This is a genomic window from Streptomyces sp. SID5643 (genome assembly GCF_009872555.1).
Classification (GTDB): Bacteria; Actinomycetota; Actinomycetes; order Streptomycetales; family Streptomycetaceae; genus Streptomyces; species Streptomyces iakyrus.
This window is the reverse complement of sequence record NZ_WWIC01000052.1, coordinates 1-16,861: the sequence shown is the minus strand read 5'-3', so window position 1 is coordinate 16,861 and position 16,861 is coordinate 1. Positions and strand designations below refer to the sequence as shown.

Sequence of the window (16,861 nt, the reverse complement as noted above, 5' to 3'; positions counted from 1 at the left end):
CCCGTCACCAGCCGTATTTCGGTCAACGCCGCGCAAAGCAAGGGAAGGTGACGTTCATTCAGCCATAGCGGGACGAGGCGTGAGCGGCTGCTTCGCCGATCTCCGGCGGGCCGTGCCGCGGCCATGGCCGGCGGCCCCTGGAACAGCCGGTTCCGGGTCCTCTCATGCCCCTTTCACCGACGCCTCATACGGTGGGGGCATGACGCAGGAGACTCCTCCCGGGTGGTACCCCGACCCCGGACAGACAAGTGACGGGCCCGCCACCGAGCGCTGGTGGGACGGCAGGACCTGGACGGACCGCGTCCGCCCGGTACAGCCGCCCCCGACCTGGGGTCCCCCGGCCGGGAGCGACGCACGGGGTGCCGGGGACCCGGCCGGGCGCGAGGCGCCGGCTGCCGATGCGCCGGTGACCGGGCAGCCGACCGGTACCGCGGGCCCGGACGCCGCCGGGGAGCCCGACGGCGTCCCGGGCTCGGAAGCCGCCGGATACGCAGATGCCGCCGGGCAACCGGGCGGAACGTATCCCCACCCAGGTGCTGCCGGGTCGGGAGCCCATGGGCACCCCGCGGGCGGCGCGTATCCCGGGGGCGGCGCCTTTCCGGGCGCTGCCGGGTATCCCGCCTACCCCGCCTATCCCACCGCGCCTCCGGGCGGCCGCGGGCGGCGGCTTCGCACAGGCGCGGCCGTCGCGGCGGCCGTGGTCGTGCTCACCAGCATCGGCGTGGGCGTGTACGCCCTGACGGACGACGGAGGGGGCGGCTCGCCCACGTCGCAGGGGCAGCCCGGCGGGCCGGGTGCGCCCGGAGGGCCGGGCGGGCCGGGCGGGCCGGGCGGGTCCGGTGGTTCCGGCGGTGACGGAGGGTCCGGGGGCGACGGCGGGTCCGGCGGGCGGAGTCCGGGGCCCGAGCAGTCGGAGCCGCCGAAGATCAGGAGCGGGTCGGTGACCGACGCGGTGAGCGGGATCAGCCTGCCGATACCGAAGGGCTGGTACGGCCAGCAGGCCCGGGCCGGCGCGCAGGTGACGTCCGAGGACTCCTACAAGTGTCCCGGCGACACCTCCTCGACCTGCACCAAGGGCGGCGCCTACTCCGCACCGGCCCTTGCACTCGGCACCAAGGGCGCCACTCCCGAGGAGATAGCCAAGGCGGACATCGGGAAGAACGCCGAGGAGTCCTACGGCGGCAAGTCCTACGGCGGGATCACCTCCCACGACGTACTGGAGTCCAAGGCCGTGACGGTGGCCGGGCAGAAGGGCTACCTGGTCCGCTGGAAGGCCGTCACGAGCAAGGGCGCCGACGGCGTCGTGGAGTCGCTCGCGTTCCCCTCCCCCGCGAACGCCAAGCTGATGGTCGTCATCCGGTTCGGCGTCGACGCGGGTCAGCAGGAGAACGTGCTCGACGACATCACCAAGGGCATCAAGGTGGCGACGGGCAGCGGCAACGGTCAGGACGTCTGACCGGGAGCGGACACCCGCTCACCGGTCGGCCGGGTGGGGCACCCCCGCCGCTCACAGGGGAACCCCACCCGGCCGGGGGGTGCGCGCCGCCCCCGTCCCCACGGGTCGGCGCGGTCGGGTCACCGTCCGGTCATCCGGCGGACGGCGGCCCGGGTCTCAGGTCAGGCCCAGTGCCGGCAGCACGGCGGCCTCCACGAACCGGACCAGGTAGTCCGGGTCGGCCCACTCGCCCTCCAGGACGGGCCGCACCCGCAGGACGCCGAGCAGTTGTGCCGGGATGTACTCCAGCGCCGGATGGTCGGCAGGCACCTCGCCGCGTTCGACCCCGCGCCGGATGATCTCCTTCAGCGCGGCGATCTCCGGCTCGACCAGCGCCTCGCGCAGCGCACGCTGCAATTCCGGGTCCTGGCCCGCGGCATGGGCGAGCGCCTGGAGCAGCTTGGTGTCCCGGCCGGACAGCTCGCCCGCCGCCCGGGCCGCCTCGCGCAGGTCCTCGGCGAGCGAGCCGGTGTCGATACAGCGCGTGCGCCGGTGGGAGCGCAGCGCCGCCGCCACCAGCTGGGGCTTGGTCTTCCACTGGCGGTAGAGCGTGGACTTGCTGCACCGGGTGCTCGCGGCGACGCCTTCCATGGTGACGGAGTCGTAGCCGCACTCCCCGAGCTGTTCCAGCACGGCGTCGTAGAACTCCTGCTCACGCTCGGGCGTGATCTTGGAGCGGCGCGTGGCACCGACCGGCTCGGGCCGGTCCGCAGCCTGCGACGTCATGGGCGGTGCTCCTGGCTTTCGTCGGGCGGCCGGACATTCCCGGCCGGCGATGTGTCGTACGTCTATCGATACGGCAGTGTACCGGTACGCAACCGTATCGGTACACTGCCGTATCGGTACGCTCTCGTACCGATAACAGCGCCACCGTCACCGAAGGGGCCGGGGGATGAATGCCCGCACCGAGCCTGCGCAGGCGGGGTCCGACGCGACAGCGCGACCGCCGCTCGTCCGGGAGCTCCTGCTCGTCGCAGGGCTCTTCCTCGTCTACAAGTTCGGCCGGCAGCTGGCCACGGGCCACAGCGGCGAGGCCTTGCGCAACGCGCACCGCGTGTGGGAATTCGAACGAGCGGTCCGTCTGCCGGGCGAGGAGAGGGTGCAGTCCCTGCTCCTGCACGGCGACGGTTTGGCGCACCTCGCGAACACGTACTACGCGACCGTCCACTTCCCGGCCACCGCCGCCTTCCTGGTCTGGCTGTACCTGCGCCGCCCGGCGCACTACGTGTGGGCCCGCCGGGTCCTGGCCACGGTGACCGCCGCCGCCCTGGTGCTGCACCTGCTGTTCCCGCTCGCCCCGCCGCGCATGTCGGCCACGACCGGTCTCGTGGACACCGCGCGGGTGTACGGGCCGTCGGTGTACGGCGACCCGGCGACCGACTCCCTGTCGAACCAGTTCGCCGCGATGCCGTCGCTGCACTTCGGCTGGGCGCTGATGGTGGCGATCGGGCTGATCGTCGCGACCCGCTCGCGGTGGCGCCGGCTGTGGCTGGCGCATCCGCTGATGACGTTGCTGGTGATCGTCGGTACCGCCAACCACTACTGGCTGGACGCGATCGTGGCGACAGCCCTGCTCGGCCTCGCGCTCGCGGTGATCCCCATGCCTGATCGCAGGGCGACCACGGCCCGCCGTGCGCAGGGCGGCCTCGTACCGGCTCAGCGCGACGAGCAGGCACTCGCGGGAGCGGGCCGGTGAACGCCGTCCTGGTCGCCGTCGCCCTGTCGCTCGTCTCCGCCGTCGCCTACGCGGCCGCCGCGGTCACCCAGGAGCGGCTCGCGTCCCGCTCCCCCGGTGCGGGCCCGCTGCGGCTGCTCGGCAGTGGCGCCTGGTGGGGATCGGCCGGGCTGAACGCCTCGGCCGCGCTGCTGCACGTCGTCGCCCTCCGGTACGGTCCGCTGACCGTCGTCCAGCCGCTCGGGGCGCTCACCCTGGTCGCGGCGGTGCCCATGGGGGCGCGGATGGCGGGACGGCACGTGAGCGCGGTCGAGTGGAGGGGCACCGCGCTGACCCTGCTGGGCCTGGGCGCGGTCCTGGTCACGGCGTCCGGTCCCGCGCCGGACGATGTACTGAGCGTTCCCGAGGCGCTGGCGGTGGCGGGCGCCACCGCGGCCTTCATCGGGGTGCTGTCCCGGCCGGGCGCCCGGCCCGGACTGCGGCACGCGACCGCGTCCGGGCTGGCCTCCGGTGTCGCCTCGGCCCTGACCCAGACGGTGACCGTGGCCGCCACGGACCGGACCGGCCCGGTGCTGAGCGTCCAGGTGGTCGGCGTGGCGCTGCTCGTCGCGGCCTTCGCGGCCGGCGGGCTGCTGCTCTCCCAGACGGCCTACCGCGGCGGTCTGGGCGGCCCGCTCGCGATGGTGACGCTGGCCAACCCGCTGGCCGCCGCGGTGATCGGCCTGTCGCTGCTGGGCGAACGCCTCCAGGGCGGCCCGGCGGGGGTCCTGCTCGCGCTCGCGGGGGCGGGCCTGGCGTCCTGGGGTGTGGTGCTGCTGAGCCGGGCTGTCCCCGCGGCGGCCGGCCCCATCGACGGCGACCATCCGGTGGCCGCGGTCCTGGCCCTGGAGCCCGGCTCGGCCACGGCCGAACCGGCGCTGGTGCCCCGGCCGCACGATCCGGGGCACCTCACTCCCGCTACGCGGTGATGATCGCCGGGTCGCTCACCCCCGGCCGCCCGTTCTCGACGTGCCCGGCGAACCGCCGCAGGAACGCCTTGTCGCCCTCGGCGGTGACGGTCAGGTCGTACCAGCGGCGGCTGCCGGCGAGTTCGACGGTCCGGCACACCCGGGCGCCCGGGCGGACGGTGACGGTCGAGGGCCGGCCGCCGTAGGCACTCTCGAGCTTCAGACGGGCCGTGCCGGAGCCCTGGTTGGTGAAGGTCAGCTCGATGTCGTCGCCGGTGTGGCGCGCGGTGACCTCGCAGCCGGCCTCCTTGTTCGAGCCCTTGAAGACCCGCACGAAGCCGTTCGGGCCGTGCACGGTCAGGTCGTAGGAGCCCCCGGAGTAGGCCGAGTTCCAGGTGTCGGAGAGCGTCCTGCCGGCCTCGGTGGTGTACATCCAGGGACCGTCGGTGCGGTTGCCGGAGGTGATGTGGAAGGCGCCGCCCGCCTTCGCCCCGGAGACGAAGGTGAGGGTGAGCCTGCCGACCGCGGCGTCGACCGAGGCGTCCACGTGCGGGGCGTACTTCAGCGGCCGGGAGCGGCGCAGGCCGCGTTCCTGGCGGGGCATGCGCGGGTCCGCGGGCGGGGTCGGCCGGTAGTCGGGGTGGCGCTCGCGGTCCTGCGGCTCGTACGCGTCGGTGCCGGGCAGCGGGACCGGGCGCGCGTCCTTGCGGGAGAAGTCGAACGCGGACGTCAGGTCACCGCAGACGGCCCGGCGCCACGGCGAGATGTTGGTCTCGCGCACGCCGAAGCGGCGCTCCATGAACCGCAGGATCGAGGTGTGGTCGAGGGTCTCGGAGCAGACGTAGCCGCCTTTGCTCCACGGCGAGACGACCAGCATCGGCACCCGGGGGCCCAGCCCGTAGGGGCCGGCCGTCTTCCCGGCGCCGCCCGGGAAGAGGTCGAGGGAGACGTCGACGGTGGACAGGCCCCGGGAGGCGTCCTTCGGCGGCAGCGGTGGCACCACGTGGTCGAAGAAGCCGTCGTTCTCGTCGTAGGTGATGAACAGCGCGGTCTTCGACCAGACCTCCGGGTTGGAGGTGAGGGCGTCCAGGACCTGGGCGATGTACCAGGCACCGTAGTTCGAGGGCCAGTTGGAGTGCTCGGAGAAGGCCTCGGGGGCGGCGATCCAGGAGATCTGGGGCAGCTTGCCGGCCTTGACGTCGGCGCGCAGCAGGTCGAAGTAGCCGTCGCCGGCCTTGGCGTCGGTGCCGGTGCGGGCCTTGTCGTACCAGGGGTCGCCGGGCTGGGCGCTCCGGTACTTGTTGAAGTACAGCAGGGAGTTGTCACCGTAGTTGCCGCGGTAGGCGTCCTGGATCCAGCCCCAGGAGCCCTTCGCGTCGAGGCCGTCGCCGATGTCCTGGTAGATCTTCCAGGAGACGCCCGCCTGCTCCAGACGTTCGGGGTAGGTGGTCCAGCCGTAGCCGAGCTCGGCGTTGTCCAGGACCGGGCCACCGCCACTGCCGTCGTTGCCGGTGTACCCGGACCACATGTAGTAGCGGTTGGGGTCGGTGGAGCCGATGAACGAGCAGTGGTAGGCGTCGCAGACGGTGAAGGAGTCGGCGAGGGCGTAGTGGAACGGGATGTCCTCGCGGGTCAGGTACGCCATGGTCGTCGTGCCCTTGGCGGGCACCCACCGGTCGTACTTGCCGCCGTTGTAGGCCTGGTGGCCGTCGGGCCAGGAGTGCGGCAGACCCTCCAGGAACTGCATGCCGAGGTCGTCGGCGTCCGGGTGGAAGGGCAGGACCTCCTTTCCGTCCTTCTCCTGGTGCCAGACCGGCTTGCCGTTGTCGAGGGTGACCGGGCGGGGGTCACCGAAGCCGCGGACGCCTCGCAGGGTGCCGAAGTAGTGGTCGAAGGATCGGTTCTCCTGCATCAGGACGACGATGTGCTCGACATCCTCGATCGACCCCGTGCGGTGGTTCGCCGGCAGTGCGGCCGCGCGCTGGATGCTGGCGGACAGCGCGCTGAAGGCCGTGGTGGTGCCCGCGAGTTGGAGGAAGCGGCGCCGGTTGACTTCGGACATGAAGGACAGACCTCTCATCCTGCTGTGCTGGATGGCCGGAACGTGACGGAATCTGCGCGGAAGGAGTGTTTCAGGGACACCAAACGACAAGGAAGGGGCCGGTGACACTCGTGTGAAAGTCGCCGGTACGCCGGGTGTGCCGGGGCGTTCCCAGGGGAGGGTGAGGGGCGTGACAGAGACGCAGACGGCTTCCCCGCCGACGCAACGGCCCGTTCGCCAGCTCCTCGCCGCCTCCGTGGGCAACGCGGTGGAGTGGTACGACTGGTACGCCTACACGTTTCTGGCCACCTACATCGCCGGCCAGGTCTTCCCCAAGAGCGCGGACAACTCGCTGGTGCCGCTGCTGTCCACGTTCGCGGTGTTCGCGGTCGGCTTCTTCATGCGGCCGGTCGGCGGGCTGCTGATGGGCGCGGTCGCGGACCGGCACGGACGGCGGGCCGCGCTGACGGTCACCATTCTGCTGATGGGCGGCAGCAGCCTGCTCGTCGGGCTGACCCCCACCTACGCGACGGCGGGTGTGCTGGCGCCGGTGATCCTGGTGCTGGCGCGACTGCTGCAAGGCCTGTCCGTGGGTGGTGAGTTCGCGGCCTCGACGACCTTCCTGGTGGAGTCGGCGGGGCCCGGCCGGCGCGGGCTGTTCTCCAGCTTCCAGTACGTGTCGACGACAGTGGGGCAGCTGGTCGCCTCGGGCATCGCCACCCTGCTGGTGGGCACGCTGGACGACGGGCAGATGAACGGCTGGGGCTGGCGGGTGCCGTTCGTGCTCGGAGCCGTACTGAGCCTGGTCGGCTTCTGGATCCGGCAGGGCGCACAGGAGACCCGTAGCGCCGAGCAGCGGCAGGGGCCGCGCCCGGGCCTGTTCGAGGCGCTGCGCCGGCATCCGCGCGAGTCGCTCCTCATCGGCGGCATCACGGCGGGCGGCACGATCGCGTACTACACCTGGACGTCGTACCTGCCGACGTACGCCGAACTCAACGCAGGCATCGAGAAGTCGGACGCGCTGCTCGCGGGCACGATCTCACTGGGCTTCTTCGCCCTGCTGCAACCGCTCGGCGGCCTGCTGTCGGATCGCTACGGCCGTCGCCCCCTGCTGCTCTTCTTCGGGCTGGGCTTCGCGCTGCTCGCGGTGCCCCTGCTGCACACCCTGAGCGACTCGTTCGCCGTCCTGCTGCTCGTGCAGTGCTCGGGCATGGTGCTGCTGACCGGGTTCACCTCGATCAGCGCGGCCGTGAACGCGGAGATCTTCCCGCCGCGGGTCCGCGCGGCGGGCATCGGCTTCCCGTACTCGCTGACGGTGGCCCTGTTCGGCGGTACGGCCCCCTACGTGGGCACGCTCTTCAAGGAGCAGGGGCACGCGGGGCTGTTCCCCTGGTACGTCGCGGTGATCTGCCTGGTGTCGTCGGTGGTGTACCTGCGGTTGCCGGAGACGGCTCACGCACCGCTGCGGCGGTGAGGTGATCCGCCGTCGGGGACCGGTTCGCCGTCTCCGTCGGGCCCGTGCGGCTCGTCGTGCGGGCCCGCACCGTTCGGCGATCCGGTGGCGGACGCCGGTGGCCCTTCCCTGACGGCGAGTTTCTCGGGGTCGATCACCGCACCGGTGGTGCTGCGGACCTCCGACAGCGTCATCTGGGCGCGGTCGTCGACGAGGCGCGTCACCAGGTGCTGCGCGGCGCCGAAGGCCGCGGCCCAGGCGAGGACCTGCGCCCTGCTGTCGAGGTCGCTGAGACCGGGGACGAAGGCGCCCCGGATCAGCAGCAGCCCGAGGAAGGCCGACAGGGCGCCGGTGGGCAGCTTCAGCACCGCCGACGCCAGGGGCAGCATGTAGGGGGAGTCGGTGCCCCGGATGCGGCGCAGCGATGCGATGACGGTGAGGGCGGCGCCGGCGAGTCCGGCGATCTCGACGGTGAGGATGTCCGTCCCACGGGCCAGCCTGCTCGGGTCGGTGTCGGCCGGCTGGTTGTGGTATTCGGCGGTGGGGCACACGACGGTCACCGTGTCTCCGGAGCCGCCCTGGGGTGAGAAGCACAAGCTCAGCGAACTGGGCGAGAGCCACCCGTACAGGGCCAGGTTCACCACCCCGACCACCACGAGGGCGGTCGCGACCCAGAGGATGTTGCGCAGGCTGCGCACCCGGGCCAGTTCGTCGTCCAGGCTGCTGTACGCGGCGTCGAGCGCCCGGGCCATGAGATCCCGGTCGCTCGTGGTGATGTCTCCCGAGATGATGGGACGCAGTCGCAGGGCGAGCCGGACCCGGCGCGGGTCGTCCGCCTCCAGATGATCCTTGACCAGCGCCATGACCTCATGGGCGCGACCCGCGGCCTCCTCGGCGGAAACCAGTTGAATCAGCAACACCTCGGCGCTGCGGATATTCGAGCACACGCCCTCACGGGCAGCCGAACCCGACCACGGTTTCCGCCATCCGAAATCCTCGTCAGCGGCCGCGCGGGCCTTTTCCAGATGACTTCGCATTCCCTCGATGAGCGCTGTCCGGTGATCCGGAGCACGCCGGGTGCTTTCGTGTTCCAGCTCTGCCTCGAGATAGGCGATCCGCGCCCGGGCTTTGGCGCGCCAGGCCGTCCGCGGAGGCCGGCCCGACGCGATGCCGGTCACTCGAAGACGGCGGGTACGTGAAGCCTCTCCCAGGACTTCCGGCCCGGCGTGCCGTCAGCGTCGCGGCCTGTGAATCCGAGCTTGCGCTGCCACATCGCGTACGACTTCCGGTCCGCCTCGCTCCACTGCGAGTCGGGCCCGGCGGCGTACGCCGAGCAATCCTCCTCGATGAGACGGAAGCCCATGGCCTCGATGACCGGGCTCGTGACGGAGGACTGGAAGAAGTCGGCGCCCGGGAACGGCTCGAACTCCCCGTGCGCATGTGGTGCCCTCACGCGGATTCGCTGACCGGGGTGGATGATGTCCGGATTCTCGATCTGGGGATTCCACTCGAGAATCTGGCCCAGCGTCACACCGTGCCTGGACGCGATCTTGACGAGAGTGTCACCGTGCTTGACCACATAGAACTCAGCTGTATTTCCCATATGTCCAGAATAAGTGAATTCTCCGCCGGGAAGAAGTCCGGGATTCTGTTGCTCTTTCACTTTTTGACGCGGCAACGGCTTCCGTCCGACGGAAGGCCCGTTGCGACGCCTGGAGAGCCGCCCCGACGATGACGGCACGACCACAGACGGGAGCCAGCGCCCATGCCGCACATGACCGCCTTCGCCAGGAACCAGTGGTACGTCGCCGCCTACAGTCACGAGGTCGGGCGGGAGTTGCTCGGCCGGACGATCCTCGGTGAGACGCTCGTGCTCTACCGGACGGAGGAGGACGGCACGCCGGTCGTCCTGCACGACCGGTGCGTGCACCGCCGTTACCCGCTGTCCCAGGCGCCGACGCGCCTGGACGGGGACCGGATCGTGTGCGGCTACCACGGCTTCACGTACGACACGAGCGGCACGTGCGTGTACGTGCCGGGGCAGAAACGGGTGCCGCGCACCGCCCGGGTGGCCTCCTACCCGGTCGTCGAGCAGGACTCGCTGATCTGGGTGTGGATCGGCGACCCGGGGCTCGCCGACCCGCAGTCCATCCCCCGGGCCCGGCACCTGGACTCCCCCGGCTGGGTCACCGTGCGCGGCATGGAACCCATCGACTGCGACTACGGCCTGCTCGTCGACAACCTTCTGGACCTGTCCCACGAGACGTATCTGCACGGCGGTTACATCGGCACCCCCGAGGTCGCCGAGACGCCGATCACCACCGAGGTCGACGAGGGCGCCGGGATCGTCCGGGTGAGCCGGCACATGGACGACGCCGCGTGCCCGCCCTTCTACGCGAAGTCCACCGGCATCGAGGGCCGCATCACCCGCTGGCAGGACATCGAGTACCACGCGCCGTGCCTGTACCTGCTGCACAGCCGTATCGCCCCGGTCGGAGTGCTGCCCGAGGCGGACGGCAGCGATCCGGACGGCTTCCACACCGAGATCACGTACGCGATCACGCCGTCGGGCGACGGCAAGGTGTACGACTTCTGGGCCGTCTCGCGCGACTGGGCCACGGACGACGCCGAGGTCACCGAGTTCCTGCGCGGGAACAACCACACGGTCGTCATGCAGGACGTCACCGCGCTCAACCTGTTGCAGGAGACGCTCGGCACCGAGCGGACCGGCTACCAGGAGCTGAGCATCAACATCGACACCGGCGGCCTGGCCGCCCGCCGCATCCTCGCCCGGCTGGTCGAGCAGGGCGACAAGCCCGTGGAGAAGGTCCTGTGACGGCTCCGACCGGCGAGATCTACCGCATCGACTGGGTGCCCGGCACCGACGTGCTGCACGGCACGTGCCACTGCGGCCGTGAGCACACGGCGCAGGACCCGGTGGAGATGTGGGAGTGGATGCTCGCCCACCCCCAGGGGCATGTGAGCGACGACGAGCCACGAGGGAACCGCACATGACCGTGTACGAGGACGAACTGATCGTCCAGCGAAGGGAGTTCGCCGCCGAGGGCGTGCTCGCCCTGACCTTGCGCCATCCGCTGGGCGAGCCGCTCCCGGCCTGGGAGCCGGGCGCTCACGTCGACGTGCTGCTCGGGCCCGGCCTGGAACGGCAGTACTCGCTGTGCGGCGATCCGGCGGACCGGTCGGCCTGGCGGATCGCGGTGCTGCGCGAGCCCGCCGGGCGGGGCGGCTCCGCCCACGTGCACGAGCAGCTCGGCGAGGACGCCAAGGTGCGGGTGCGCGGGCCCCGGAACAACTTCCGCCTGGAACCCGCCCCCCGCTACCGCTTCGTCGCCGGCGGCATCGGCATCACGCCACTCCTGCCGATGCTGGCGGCGGCGGAGGCGGCGGGCGCCGAGTGGACGCTGCTGTACGGCGGGCGCACCCGCGGATCCATGGCGTTCGCCGGGGAACTGCGCCGCTACGGGGACCGCGTGACGTTCGCGCCCGAGGACGAGACGGGCCTGCTGGACCTGCCCTCGGTGCTGGACGACGTGCCCGAGGGCACGCTCGTCTACTGCTGCGGCCCCGGGCCGCTGCTGGACGCCGTCGAGGCCCGCTGCCCGTCCGGTGTCCTGCGCGTCGAGCGGTTCCAGCCGAAGGAGCAGGAGACCGGTGGCAACACCGCGTTCGAGGTGGAACTGGCGCGCAGCGGCAGGACGCTCACCGTCGCGCCGGACGTGTCCGTCCTCGACGCCGTGCGCGGTGCCGGGGTGGAGGTGCTGTACTCCTGCACCGAGGGCACGTGCGGCACGTGCGAGACCGACGTCCTGGACGGCGAGCCGGACCACCGCGACTCGGTGCTCACCGACGATGAGCGCGCGGCGGGCGAGACGATGCTCATCTGTGTGTCCCGCTGCCGCGGCGGGCGGCTCGTGCTGGATCTGTGACCCGAAGGTGCCGGCTTCAACAAGCCTTCACCGCACGCGCATTGACCTTGGCTCCGGACGGGCCCTAGGTTCCCGCTGAGCACTTCCGTACTGCCTGCGCACAGCCTGTCGGAGCACCTCAGCCGGTCCCACAGGGGGAGCCATGCGTCGCCTGCTCGTCGGTATCACGGCCGGGTCCGTCCTGGCCGCCCTCACCGCCTGCGGCTCGTCCGACCCCGGGGGGAAGGACACGGCCGGCTCGTCCGGCGGCACCACCACCGTCAAGGTCGGGATCGTTCCCGTCCTGGACGTCGCACCCATCTACCTGGGCGAGAAGAAGGGCTTCTACGCCGACCGCGGCCTCGAACTGGAGCTGATACCGGCCCAGGGCGGGGCCGCGATCGTGCCCGGAGTCATCTCCGGCCAGTTCCAGTTCGGCTTCAGCAACACCACGTCGCTGCTGGTCGCCCGGTCCAAGAACGTACCCGTCAAGGCCGTGGCGAACGGGGCCGCGTCGACGGGCAAGGACGGTGCCGACTTCGCCGCCGTCACCGTCGGGAAGAACTCACCCCTCACCTCCGCCAAGCAGCTCGAAGGCAAGAAGGCGGCGGTCAACACCCTCAACAACATCTGCGACACCTCGATCAGGGAGTCCGTCCGCAAGGACGGCGGCGACCCGTCGAAGGTGGAGTTCGTCGAGATGCCCTTCGACCGGATGCCGGCCGCACTGGACGCCGGTCAGGTCGACGCGGCCTGCACCCCGGAACCCGCCCTGGCCACCGTGAAGGCCGCGGGCGGCAAGGAGATCGCCTCGAACTTCCACGACGTGTCACCGGACCTCACCGTCGCCATGTACTTCACCTCACAGCAGTTCGCCGGCAAGAGCCCGGACCTGGTGAAGAAGTTCCAGCAGGCGACCGCCGAGTCGCTGAAGTACGCCGACAGCCACCCGGAGGAGGTCCGGCAGATCCTCACCACCTACACCAAGATCCCCGCCACTCTGCTGGAGAAGCTGACCCTGCCGCGCTATCCGGCCGGGCCGGACCGCGCGTCGATCGAGCGGCTGGCGGAACTCGGCGAACGGGACGGCCTGTTCGAGAAGGCGCCGGACCTGGACGAGCTGCTGCCGTGAGGGGCTCCGACGCGGCCCTGGGCGCGGCCGGGTGCGCGGTGTTCGTCCTCCTCGGTGAGGCGGTGCCGCGGATCGGCCTGGTCGGCGAGGAGCACTTCCCGCCCGTGAGCCGCGTCATCGGAGCGCTCGGCCGTGAACTCTCCGACACCGCCTTCTGGTCGGCGCTCGGCGACACCCTCACCGGCTGGGCGCTGGGCCTGGCGATCGCGGTGAGCGCGGGTGTCGTCGCGGGGGTGGTGATCTCCGTGGTGCCGTATCTGCGCGAGGTGACGGCCTCGACGATCGAGTTCCTGCGGCCCATCCCGTCGGTCGCGCTGATCCCGCTGGCCGTGCTGCTGTACGGCACCGAGCTGCGCTCGGTCCTGCTCCTGGTCGGGTACGCCGCGTTCTGGCAGGTGCTGATCCAGGTCCTGTACGGCGTGCGGGACGTCGACCCGGTCGCGGAGGAGACGGCCCGCTCGTACGGCCTGGGCGGCTGGGCCCGGGTGCGGCATGTGCTGTGGCCGACGGCGCTGCCGTACGTCATGACCGGGGTGCGGCTGGCCGCCGCCGTGGCGCTCATCCTCGCCGTCACCGCCGAACTGGTCATCGGGGCCCCGGGCCTTGGGGCGCGGATCGCGGTGGCGCAGACCTCGCAGGCGGTGCCGGAGATGTACGCGCTGATCGTGGTGACCGGGGTGCTCGGGCTGCTGATCAACGTGGGGGCGAGGGCGGTGGAACGGCGGGCACTGGCCTGGCATCAGTCGGTGCGCGCAGAGGTGGCGGTGTGATGGGGGCCCCTCGTGGTGGAGCGACGTCGAGAGCCTTGGGGCGGGCCCTGCTGCGGATGGTGTTCGCACTGGCCCTGCCCGTGGTGCTGGTGGCCGCCTGGTGGGCGGCGTCGGCCGGCAGCACGAACGTCTACTGGCCACCGCTGCGGACCGTCTTCGGCGTCTTCCCGGACGTCTGGACGGGCGAGCGGCTGCGCGGGGACGTGCTGCCCAGCGTGCTGCGGCTCGCGGCGGGTTACACCGCGGCGGCCGTCGCGGGGGTGGCGCTCGGCACCGTCATCGGCTCCCGGCGGCGGGTGCGGGCGCTGTGCGAGCCGGTGCTGGAGTTCCTGCGGGCGGTGCCGCCGCCGGTCCTGGTGCCGGTCATCATGCTGTTCGCCGGGATCGGCGACACGATGAAGATCGCGGTGATCGCCAGCGGCTGTGTCTGGCCGGTGCTGCTCAACACGGTCGAGGGCGTCCGCGCGGTCGACCCGGTGCTGGCCGAGACGGCCCGCTCGTACGGCATCACGGGCGCGGCCCGGCTGCGGGACGTGGTGCTGCGCTCGGCGAGCCCGCAGATCTTCGCGGGTCTGCGCCAGGCGCTGTCGATCGGGATCATCCTCATGGTGATCAGCGAGATGTTCGCGGCCAGCAACGGCCTGGGCTTCACGATCGTGCAGTTCCAGCGCGGCTTCGCCATCCCCGACATGTGGACCGGGATCCTGCTCCTCGGTCTGCTCGGATTCCTCCTCTCGGTCCTCTTCGGGCTGGCCGAGCGGCGGGTGCTCGGCTGGTACCGCGGTCTGCGCGCATCCGGCCGGCGGTCCCCGTGAACCCCGCGAAAGGGCGGTCCATGCTCGACGTACAGGGCCTGCACAAGGTCTACGAGGGTTCCGGGCGGCGGACCGAGGCGGTGCGCGATCTGACCTTCAGCGTGGCGGCGGGGGAACTGGTCTGTCTCGTCGGGCCGTCGGGCTGCGGCAAGACGACCCTGCTCAAGTGCGTCGGCGGTCTGCTCACGCCCACGGCCGGTGAGGTGCGGCTCGCGGGCCGCCCGGTGGACGGTCCGCCGCCCGGCATGGCGTTCGTGTTCCAGGAGTACGGCCGCAGTCTGTTCCCGTGGATGCGGGTCGGGCAGAACGTCGAACTGCCCCTGAAGCAGAAGAGGTTGAGCAGGGAGCGGCGCCGCGCACTGGTCGCGGACGCGCTGGAGGCCGTGGGGCTCGCCGACGCCTCCGGGGCGTACCCGTGGCAGCTGTCGGGCGGCATGCAGCAGCGGGTGGCCCTCGCACGGGCGCTGGCGTACGAGCCCGAGGTGCTGCTGATGGACGAGCCGTTCGCCGCGGTGGACGCCCAGACCCGGGCCGAACTGGAGGACCTCGTCCGGCGGTTGTGGCGGGAGCGCGGGATCACGATCCTGTTCGTCACCCATGACATCGACGAGGCCGTGTACCTCGGCGAACGGGTGCTCGTGCTGTCGGCATCCCCCACCGTCGTCCGGGAGCAGCTGAAAGTCGACCTGCCGGACGAGCGGGACCAGCTGCACACGCGCGTGGACCCGCGCTTCGCCGAGCTGCGAACCCGGGTGTACGAGCAGGTCCAGGCGGCGAAACGCGGCCGTTGAACCGGTGGCGTCCGGCTGTTCAGGGTGCCGCCCACAGGCCCCGCACGTGCCCCAGGTGCCGGGTCATGACGGCCCGTACGCCCTCCTCGTCGCGGGCGAGCAGCGCGTCCAGGATCTCCAGGTGCTCCTCGGCCGACGCCTCCAGCCGCCCCTGTTCGGCCAGGGCCGTCAGACCGTAGAGCCGGGAGCGGCGTCTGAGGTCGCGTACGACGTCGACGAGGTGGCCGTTGCCGGCGAGGGCCAGCAGGCCGAGGTGGAAGCGCAGGTCCGCCTCGACGTAGGCGATGAGGTCACCGGCCGCGGCGGAGGTGACGATCTCGCGGGCGACCGGGCGGAGCGCCTCCAGGGCCACCGGGTCGGCCGTGCGGGCCAGCTCCGCCGTGGTGGGGATCTCGATCAGTGCCCGGATGTGGGTGAACTCGTCGAGCTGCCGCTCGGAGACGGCGGTGACCCGGAAGCCCTTGTTGGGCACGGTGTCGACCAGTCCCTCCTTGGCCAGGTCGAGCATGGCCTCGCGCACCGGTGTGGCGGAGACGCCGAAGCGGCCGGCGAGGCCGGGGGCCGAGTAGACCTCGCCGGGCCGCAGTTCGCCGGTGATCAGGGCGGCGCGCAGCGCGTCCGCGACCCGCTCACGGTGGCTGGGCTTCCTGCTGCCGAGCACGGGCAGGGCGGGGGTGTGCCGCGCGGTCATGGCGGTCGGGGTTCCTCTCTCGTGTCCTGACAGGGTGTCTACAGGACGAATCCCGCCGGGAAGGGGTCCTCGGGGTCCAGCAGGTACTGGGCGGTGCCGGTGATCCAGGCGCGTCCGGTGAAGCTGGGCAGCACGGCCGGGCGGCCGGCGACCTCGGTCGTGCCGAGCAGTCTGCCGGTGAAGCGGGTTCCGATGAAGGACTCGTTCACGAACTCGGTGTGCAGCGGGAGTTCGCCGCGCGCGTGCAGCTGTGCCATGCGGGCGCTGGTGCCGGTGCCGCAGGGTGAGCGGTCGAACCAGCCGGGGTGGATGGCCATGGCATGCCGGGAGTGGCGGGCGGTCGAGCCGGGAGCGGCCAGGTAGACGTGGTGGAGGCCGTGGATGGAGGGGTCTTCCGGGTGGACGGGCGGGTCCTCGGCGTTGACGGCGGCCATGAGGGACAGGCCGGCGGCGAGGATCTCGTCCTTGCGGGACCGGTCGAAGGGCAGGCCGAACTGCTCCAGCGGCAGGATGGCGTAGAAGTTGCCACCGAAGGCCAGGTCGTACGTCACCGTGCGGCCGTCGGCGAGGGTGGCCTCGCGGTCGAGGCCGACGGCGAAGGAGGGGACGTTCCGCAGGGTGACCGACGTGGCGGCCCCGTCCTCGACGGCCACCTCGGCGACGACCGGGCCCGCCGGGGTGTCGAGCCGGATGGTGGTGACCGGCTCGACGACCTCGACCATGCCCGTCTCGACGAGGACGGTCGCCACGCCGATGGTGCCGTGCCCGCACATGGGCAGATAGCCGGACACCTCGATGTAGAGGACGCCCCAGTCGCAGTCGGGCCGGGCCGGGGGCTGGAGGATCGCGCCGCTCATGGCGGAGTGGCCGCGCGGCTCGTTCATCAGCAACTGCTTGATGTCGTCGCGGTGTTCGCGGAACCACAGCCGCCGTTCGTTCATGGTGGCGCCCGGGACGGTGCCGATCCCGCCGGTGATCACGCGGGTCGGCATGCCCTCGGTGTGCGAGTCGACGGCGTGCAGGGTGAGTCTGCTGCGCATGGTCCTCAGCTCAGTCCGGCCGCGAGGGCCTTCTCCGTGGCGGCGCGGACCGCCGCCTCCTGCCCGGGCAGCAGCGCGGCGCGGG

The 16,861-nt window shown here is 71.8% G+C and carries 16 protein-coding genes and 1 pseudogene; 11 read left to right on the top strand and 6 right to left on the bottom strand.

Annotation, left to right across the window (positions count from 1 at the left end; all coding sequences use genetic code 11):
* Positions 1-199 precede the first annotated feature (199 nt).
* Positions 200-1,456, top strand: coding sequence for a DUF2510 domain-containing protein (locus GTY56_RS06005; protein ID WP_161363207.1), 1,257 nt, complete (start codon positions 200-202; stop codon positions 1,454-1,456).
* A 156-nt stretch (positions 1,457-1,612) separates the two neighbouring features.
* On the opposite strand, the gene GTY56_RS06000 is transcribed toward GTY56_RS06005, so the two are convergent.
* Positions 1,613-2,221, bottom strand: a complete 609-nt coding sequence (locus GTY56_RS06000) for a TetR/AcrR family transcriptional regulator (RefSeq protein WP_033307668.1) — start codon at positions 2,219-2,221, stop codon at positions 1,613-1,615.
* Positions 2,222-2,387: 166 nt separating this feature from the next.
* Between GTY56_RS06000 and GTY56_RS05995 the strand changes: the two genes are divergently transcribed.
* A complete protein-coding gene (locus tag GTY56_RS05995) occupies positions 2,388-3,191 on the top strand; it encodes a phosphatase PAP2 family protein (protein WP_161363205.1) in 804 nt (267 codons plus the stop codon).
* Entirely contained in the window at positions 3,188-4,138 is a 951-nt protein-coding gene (locus tag GTY56_RS05990; protein ID WP_161363203.1) for a DMT family protein, read from the top strand. Before GTY56_RS05995 ends, GTY56_RS05990 begins: the two co-directional genes overlap by 4 nt.
* Here the strand turns inward: GTY56_RS05990 and GTY56_RS05985 are convergent.
* Positions 4,128-6,179 carry a phosphocholine-specific phospholipase C gene (locus GTY56_RS05985; RefSeq protein ID WP_161363201.1) on the bottom strand — a complete coding sequence of 684 codons (2,052 nt, stop codon included), beginning with the start codon at positions 6,177-6,179 and terminating at the stop codon, positions 4,128-4,130. The two genes, GTY56_RS05990 and GTY56_RS05985, sit on opposite strands and share 11 nt — an antisense overlap.
* A gap of 169 nt (positions 6,180-6,348) precedes the next feature.
* On the opposite strand from GTY56_RS05985, the gene GTY56_RS05980 reads away from it, so the two are divergent.
* A complete protein-coding gene (locus tag GTY56_RS05980) occupies positions 6,349-7,632 on the top strand; it encodes an MFS transporter (RefSeq protein WP_161363199.1) in 1,284 nt (427 codons plus the stop codon).
* On the opposite strand, the gene GTY56_RS05975 is transcribed toward GTY56_RS05980, so the two are convergent.
* Both GTY56_RS05975 and GTY56_RS39800 read right to left on the bottom strand, forming a co-directional pair.
* Positions 7,611-8,474, bottom strand: a complete 864-nt coding sequence (locus GTY56_RS05975) for a hypothetical protein (protein WP_237524401.1) — start codon at positions 8,472-8,474, stop codon at positions 7,611-7,613. The genes GTY56_RS05980 and GTY56_RS05975 overlap by 22 nt on opposite strands.
* 311 nt (positions 8,475-8,785) lie before the next feature.
* A pseudogene (locus GTY56_RS39800) lies at positions 8,786-9,037 on the bottom strand (peptidoglycan-binding protein); the annotation flags it as partial.
* A 339-nt stretch (positions 9,038-9,376) separates the two neighbouring features.
* Between GTY56_RS39800 and GTY56_RS05965 the strand changes: the two are divergent.
* The 7 genes from GTY56_RS05965 (at position 9,377) to GTY56_RS05935 (ending at position 15,045) form a co-directional block, all read left to right on the top strand.
* Positions 9,377-10,447 (top strand): Rieske 2Fe-2S domain-containing protein, encoded by a 1,071-nt coding sequence (locus tag GTY56_RS05965; protein ID WP_202509782.1) that lies wholly within the window; start codon positions 9,377-9,379, stop codon positions 10,445-10,447.
* On the top strand, positions 10,444-10,626 hold the full coding sequence (locus GTY56_RS05960) for a hypothetical protein (protein ID WP_161363197.1): 183 nt from the start codon (positions 10,444-10,446) through the stop codon (positions 10,624-10,626). The genes GTY56_RS05965 and GTY56_RS05960 overlap by 4 nt, the downstream gene beginning before the upstream one ends.
* Positions 10,623-11,558, top strand: a complete 936-nt coding sequence (locus GTY56_RS05955) for a PDR/VanB family oxidoreductase (protein WP_161363195.1) — start codon at positions 10,623-10,625, stop codon at positions 11,556-11,558. The genes GTY56_RS05960 and GTY56_RS05955 overlap by 4 nt, the downstream gene beginning before the upstream one ends.
* 142 nt (positions 11,559-11,700) lie before the next feature.
* On the top strand, positions 11,701-12,669 hold the full coding sequence (locus GTY56_RS05950; RefSeq protein ID WP_161363193.1) for an ABC transporter substrate-binding protein: 969 nt from the start codon (positions 11,701-11,703) through the stop codon (positions 12,667-12,669).
* On the top strand, positions 12,666-13,439 hold the full coding sequence (locus GTY56_RS05945; RefSeq protein ID WP_161363191.1) for an ABC transporter permease subunit: 774 nt from the start codon (positions 12,666-12,668) through the stop codon (positions 13,437-13,439). Before GTY56_RS05950 ends, GTY56_RS05945 begins: the two co-directional genes overlap by 4 nt.
* The gene (locus tag GTY56_RS05940; protein WP_524540082.1) at positions 13,439-14,254 is read left to right on the top strand and encodes an ABC transporter permease; all 816 of its coding nucleotides are present in this window, start codon (positions 13,439-13,441) and stop codon (positions 14,252-14,254) included. The genes GTY56_RS05945 and GTY56_RS05940 overlap by 1 nt, the downstream gene beginning before the upstream one ends.
* Before the next feature lie 20 nt (positions 14,255-14,274).
* Positions 14,275-15,045, top strand: a complete 771-nt coding sequence (locus GTY56_RS05935) for an ABC transporter ATP-binding protein (RefSeq protein WP_161363189.1) — start codon at positions 14,275-14,277, stop codon at positions 15,043-15,045.
* A gap of 19 nt (positions 15,046-15,064) precedes the next feature.
* Here GTY56_RS05935 and GTY56_RS05930 read toward each other — a convergent pair whose 3' ends face one another.
* Positions 15,065-15,736 (bottom strand): GntR family transcriptional regulator, encoded by a 672-nt coding sequence (locus GTY56_RS05930; RefSeq protein WP_161363186.1) that lies wholly within the window; start codon positions 15,734-15,736, stop codon positions 15,065-15,067.
* Positions 15,737-15,774: 38 nt separating this feature from the next.
* Positions 15,775-16,776, bottom strand: a complete 1,002-nt coding sequence (locus GTY56_RS05925; protein ID WP_161363184.1) for a proline racemase family protein — start codon at positions 16,774-16,776, stop codon at positions 15,775-15,777.
* Positions 16,777-16,861: the final 85 nt, after the last annotated feature.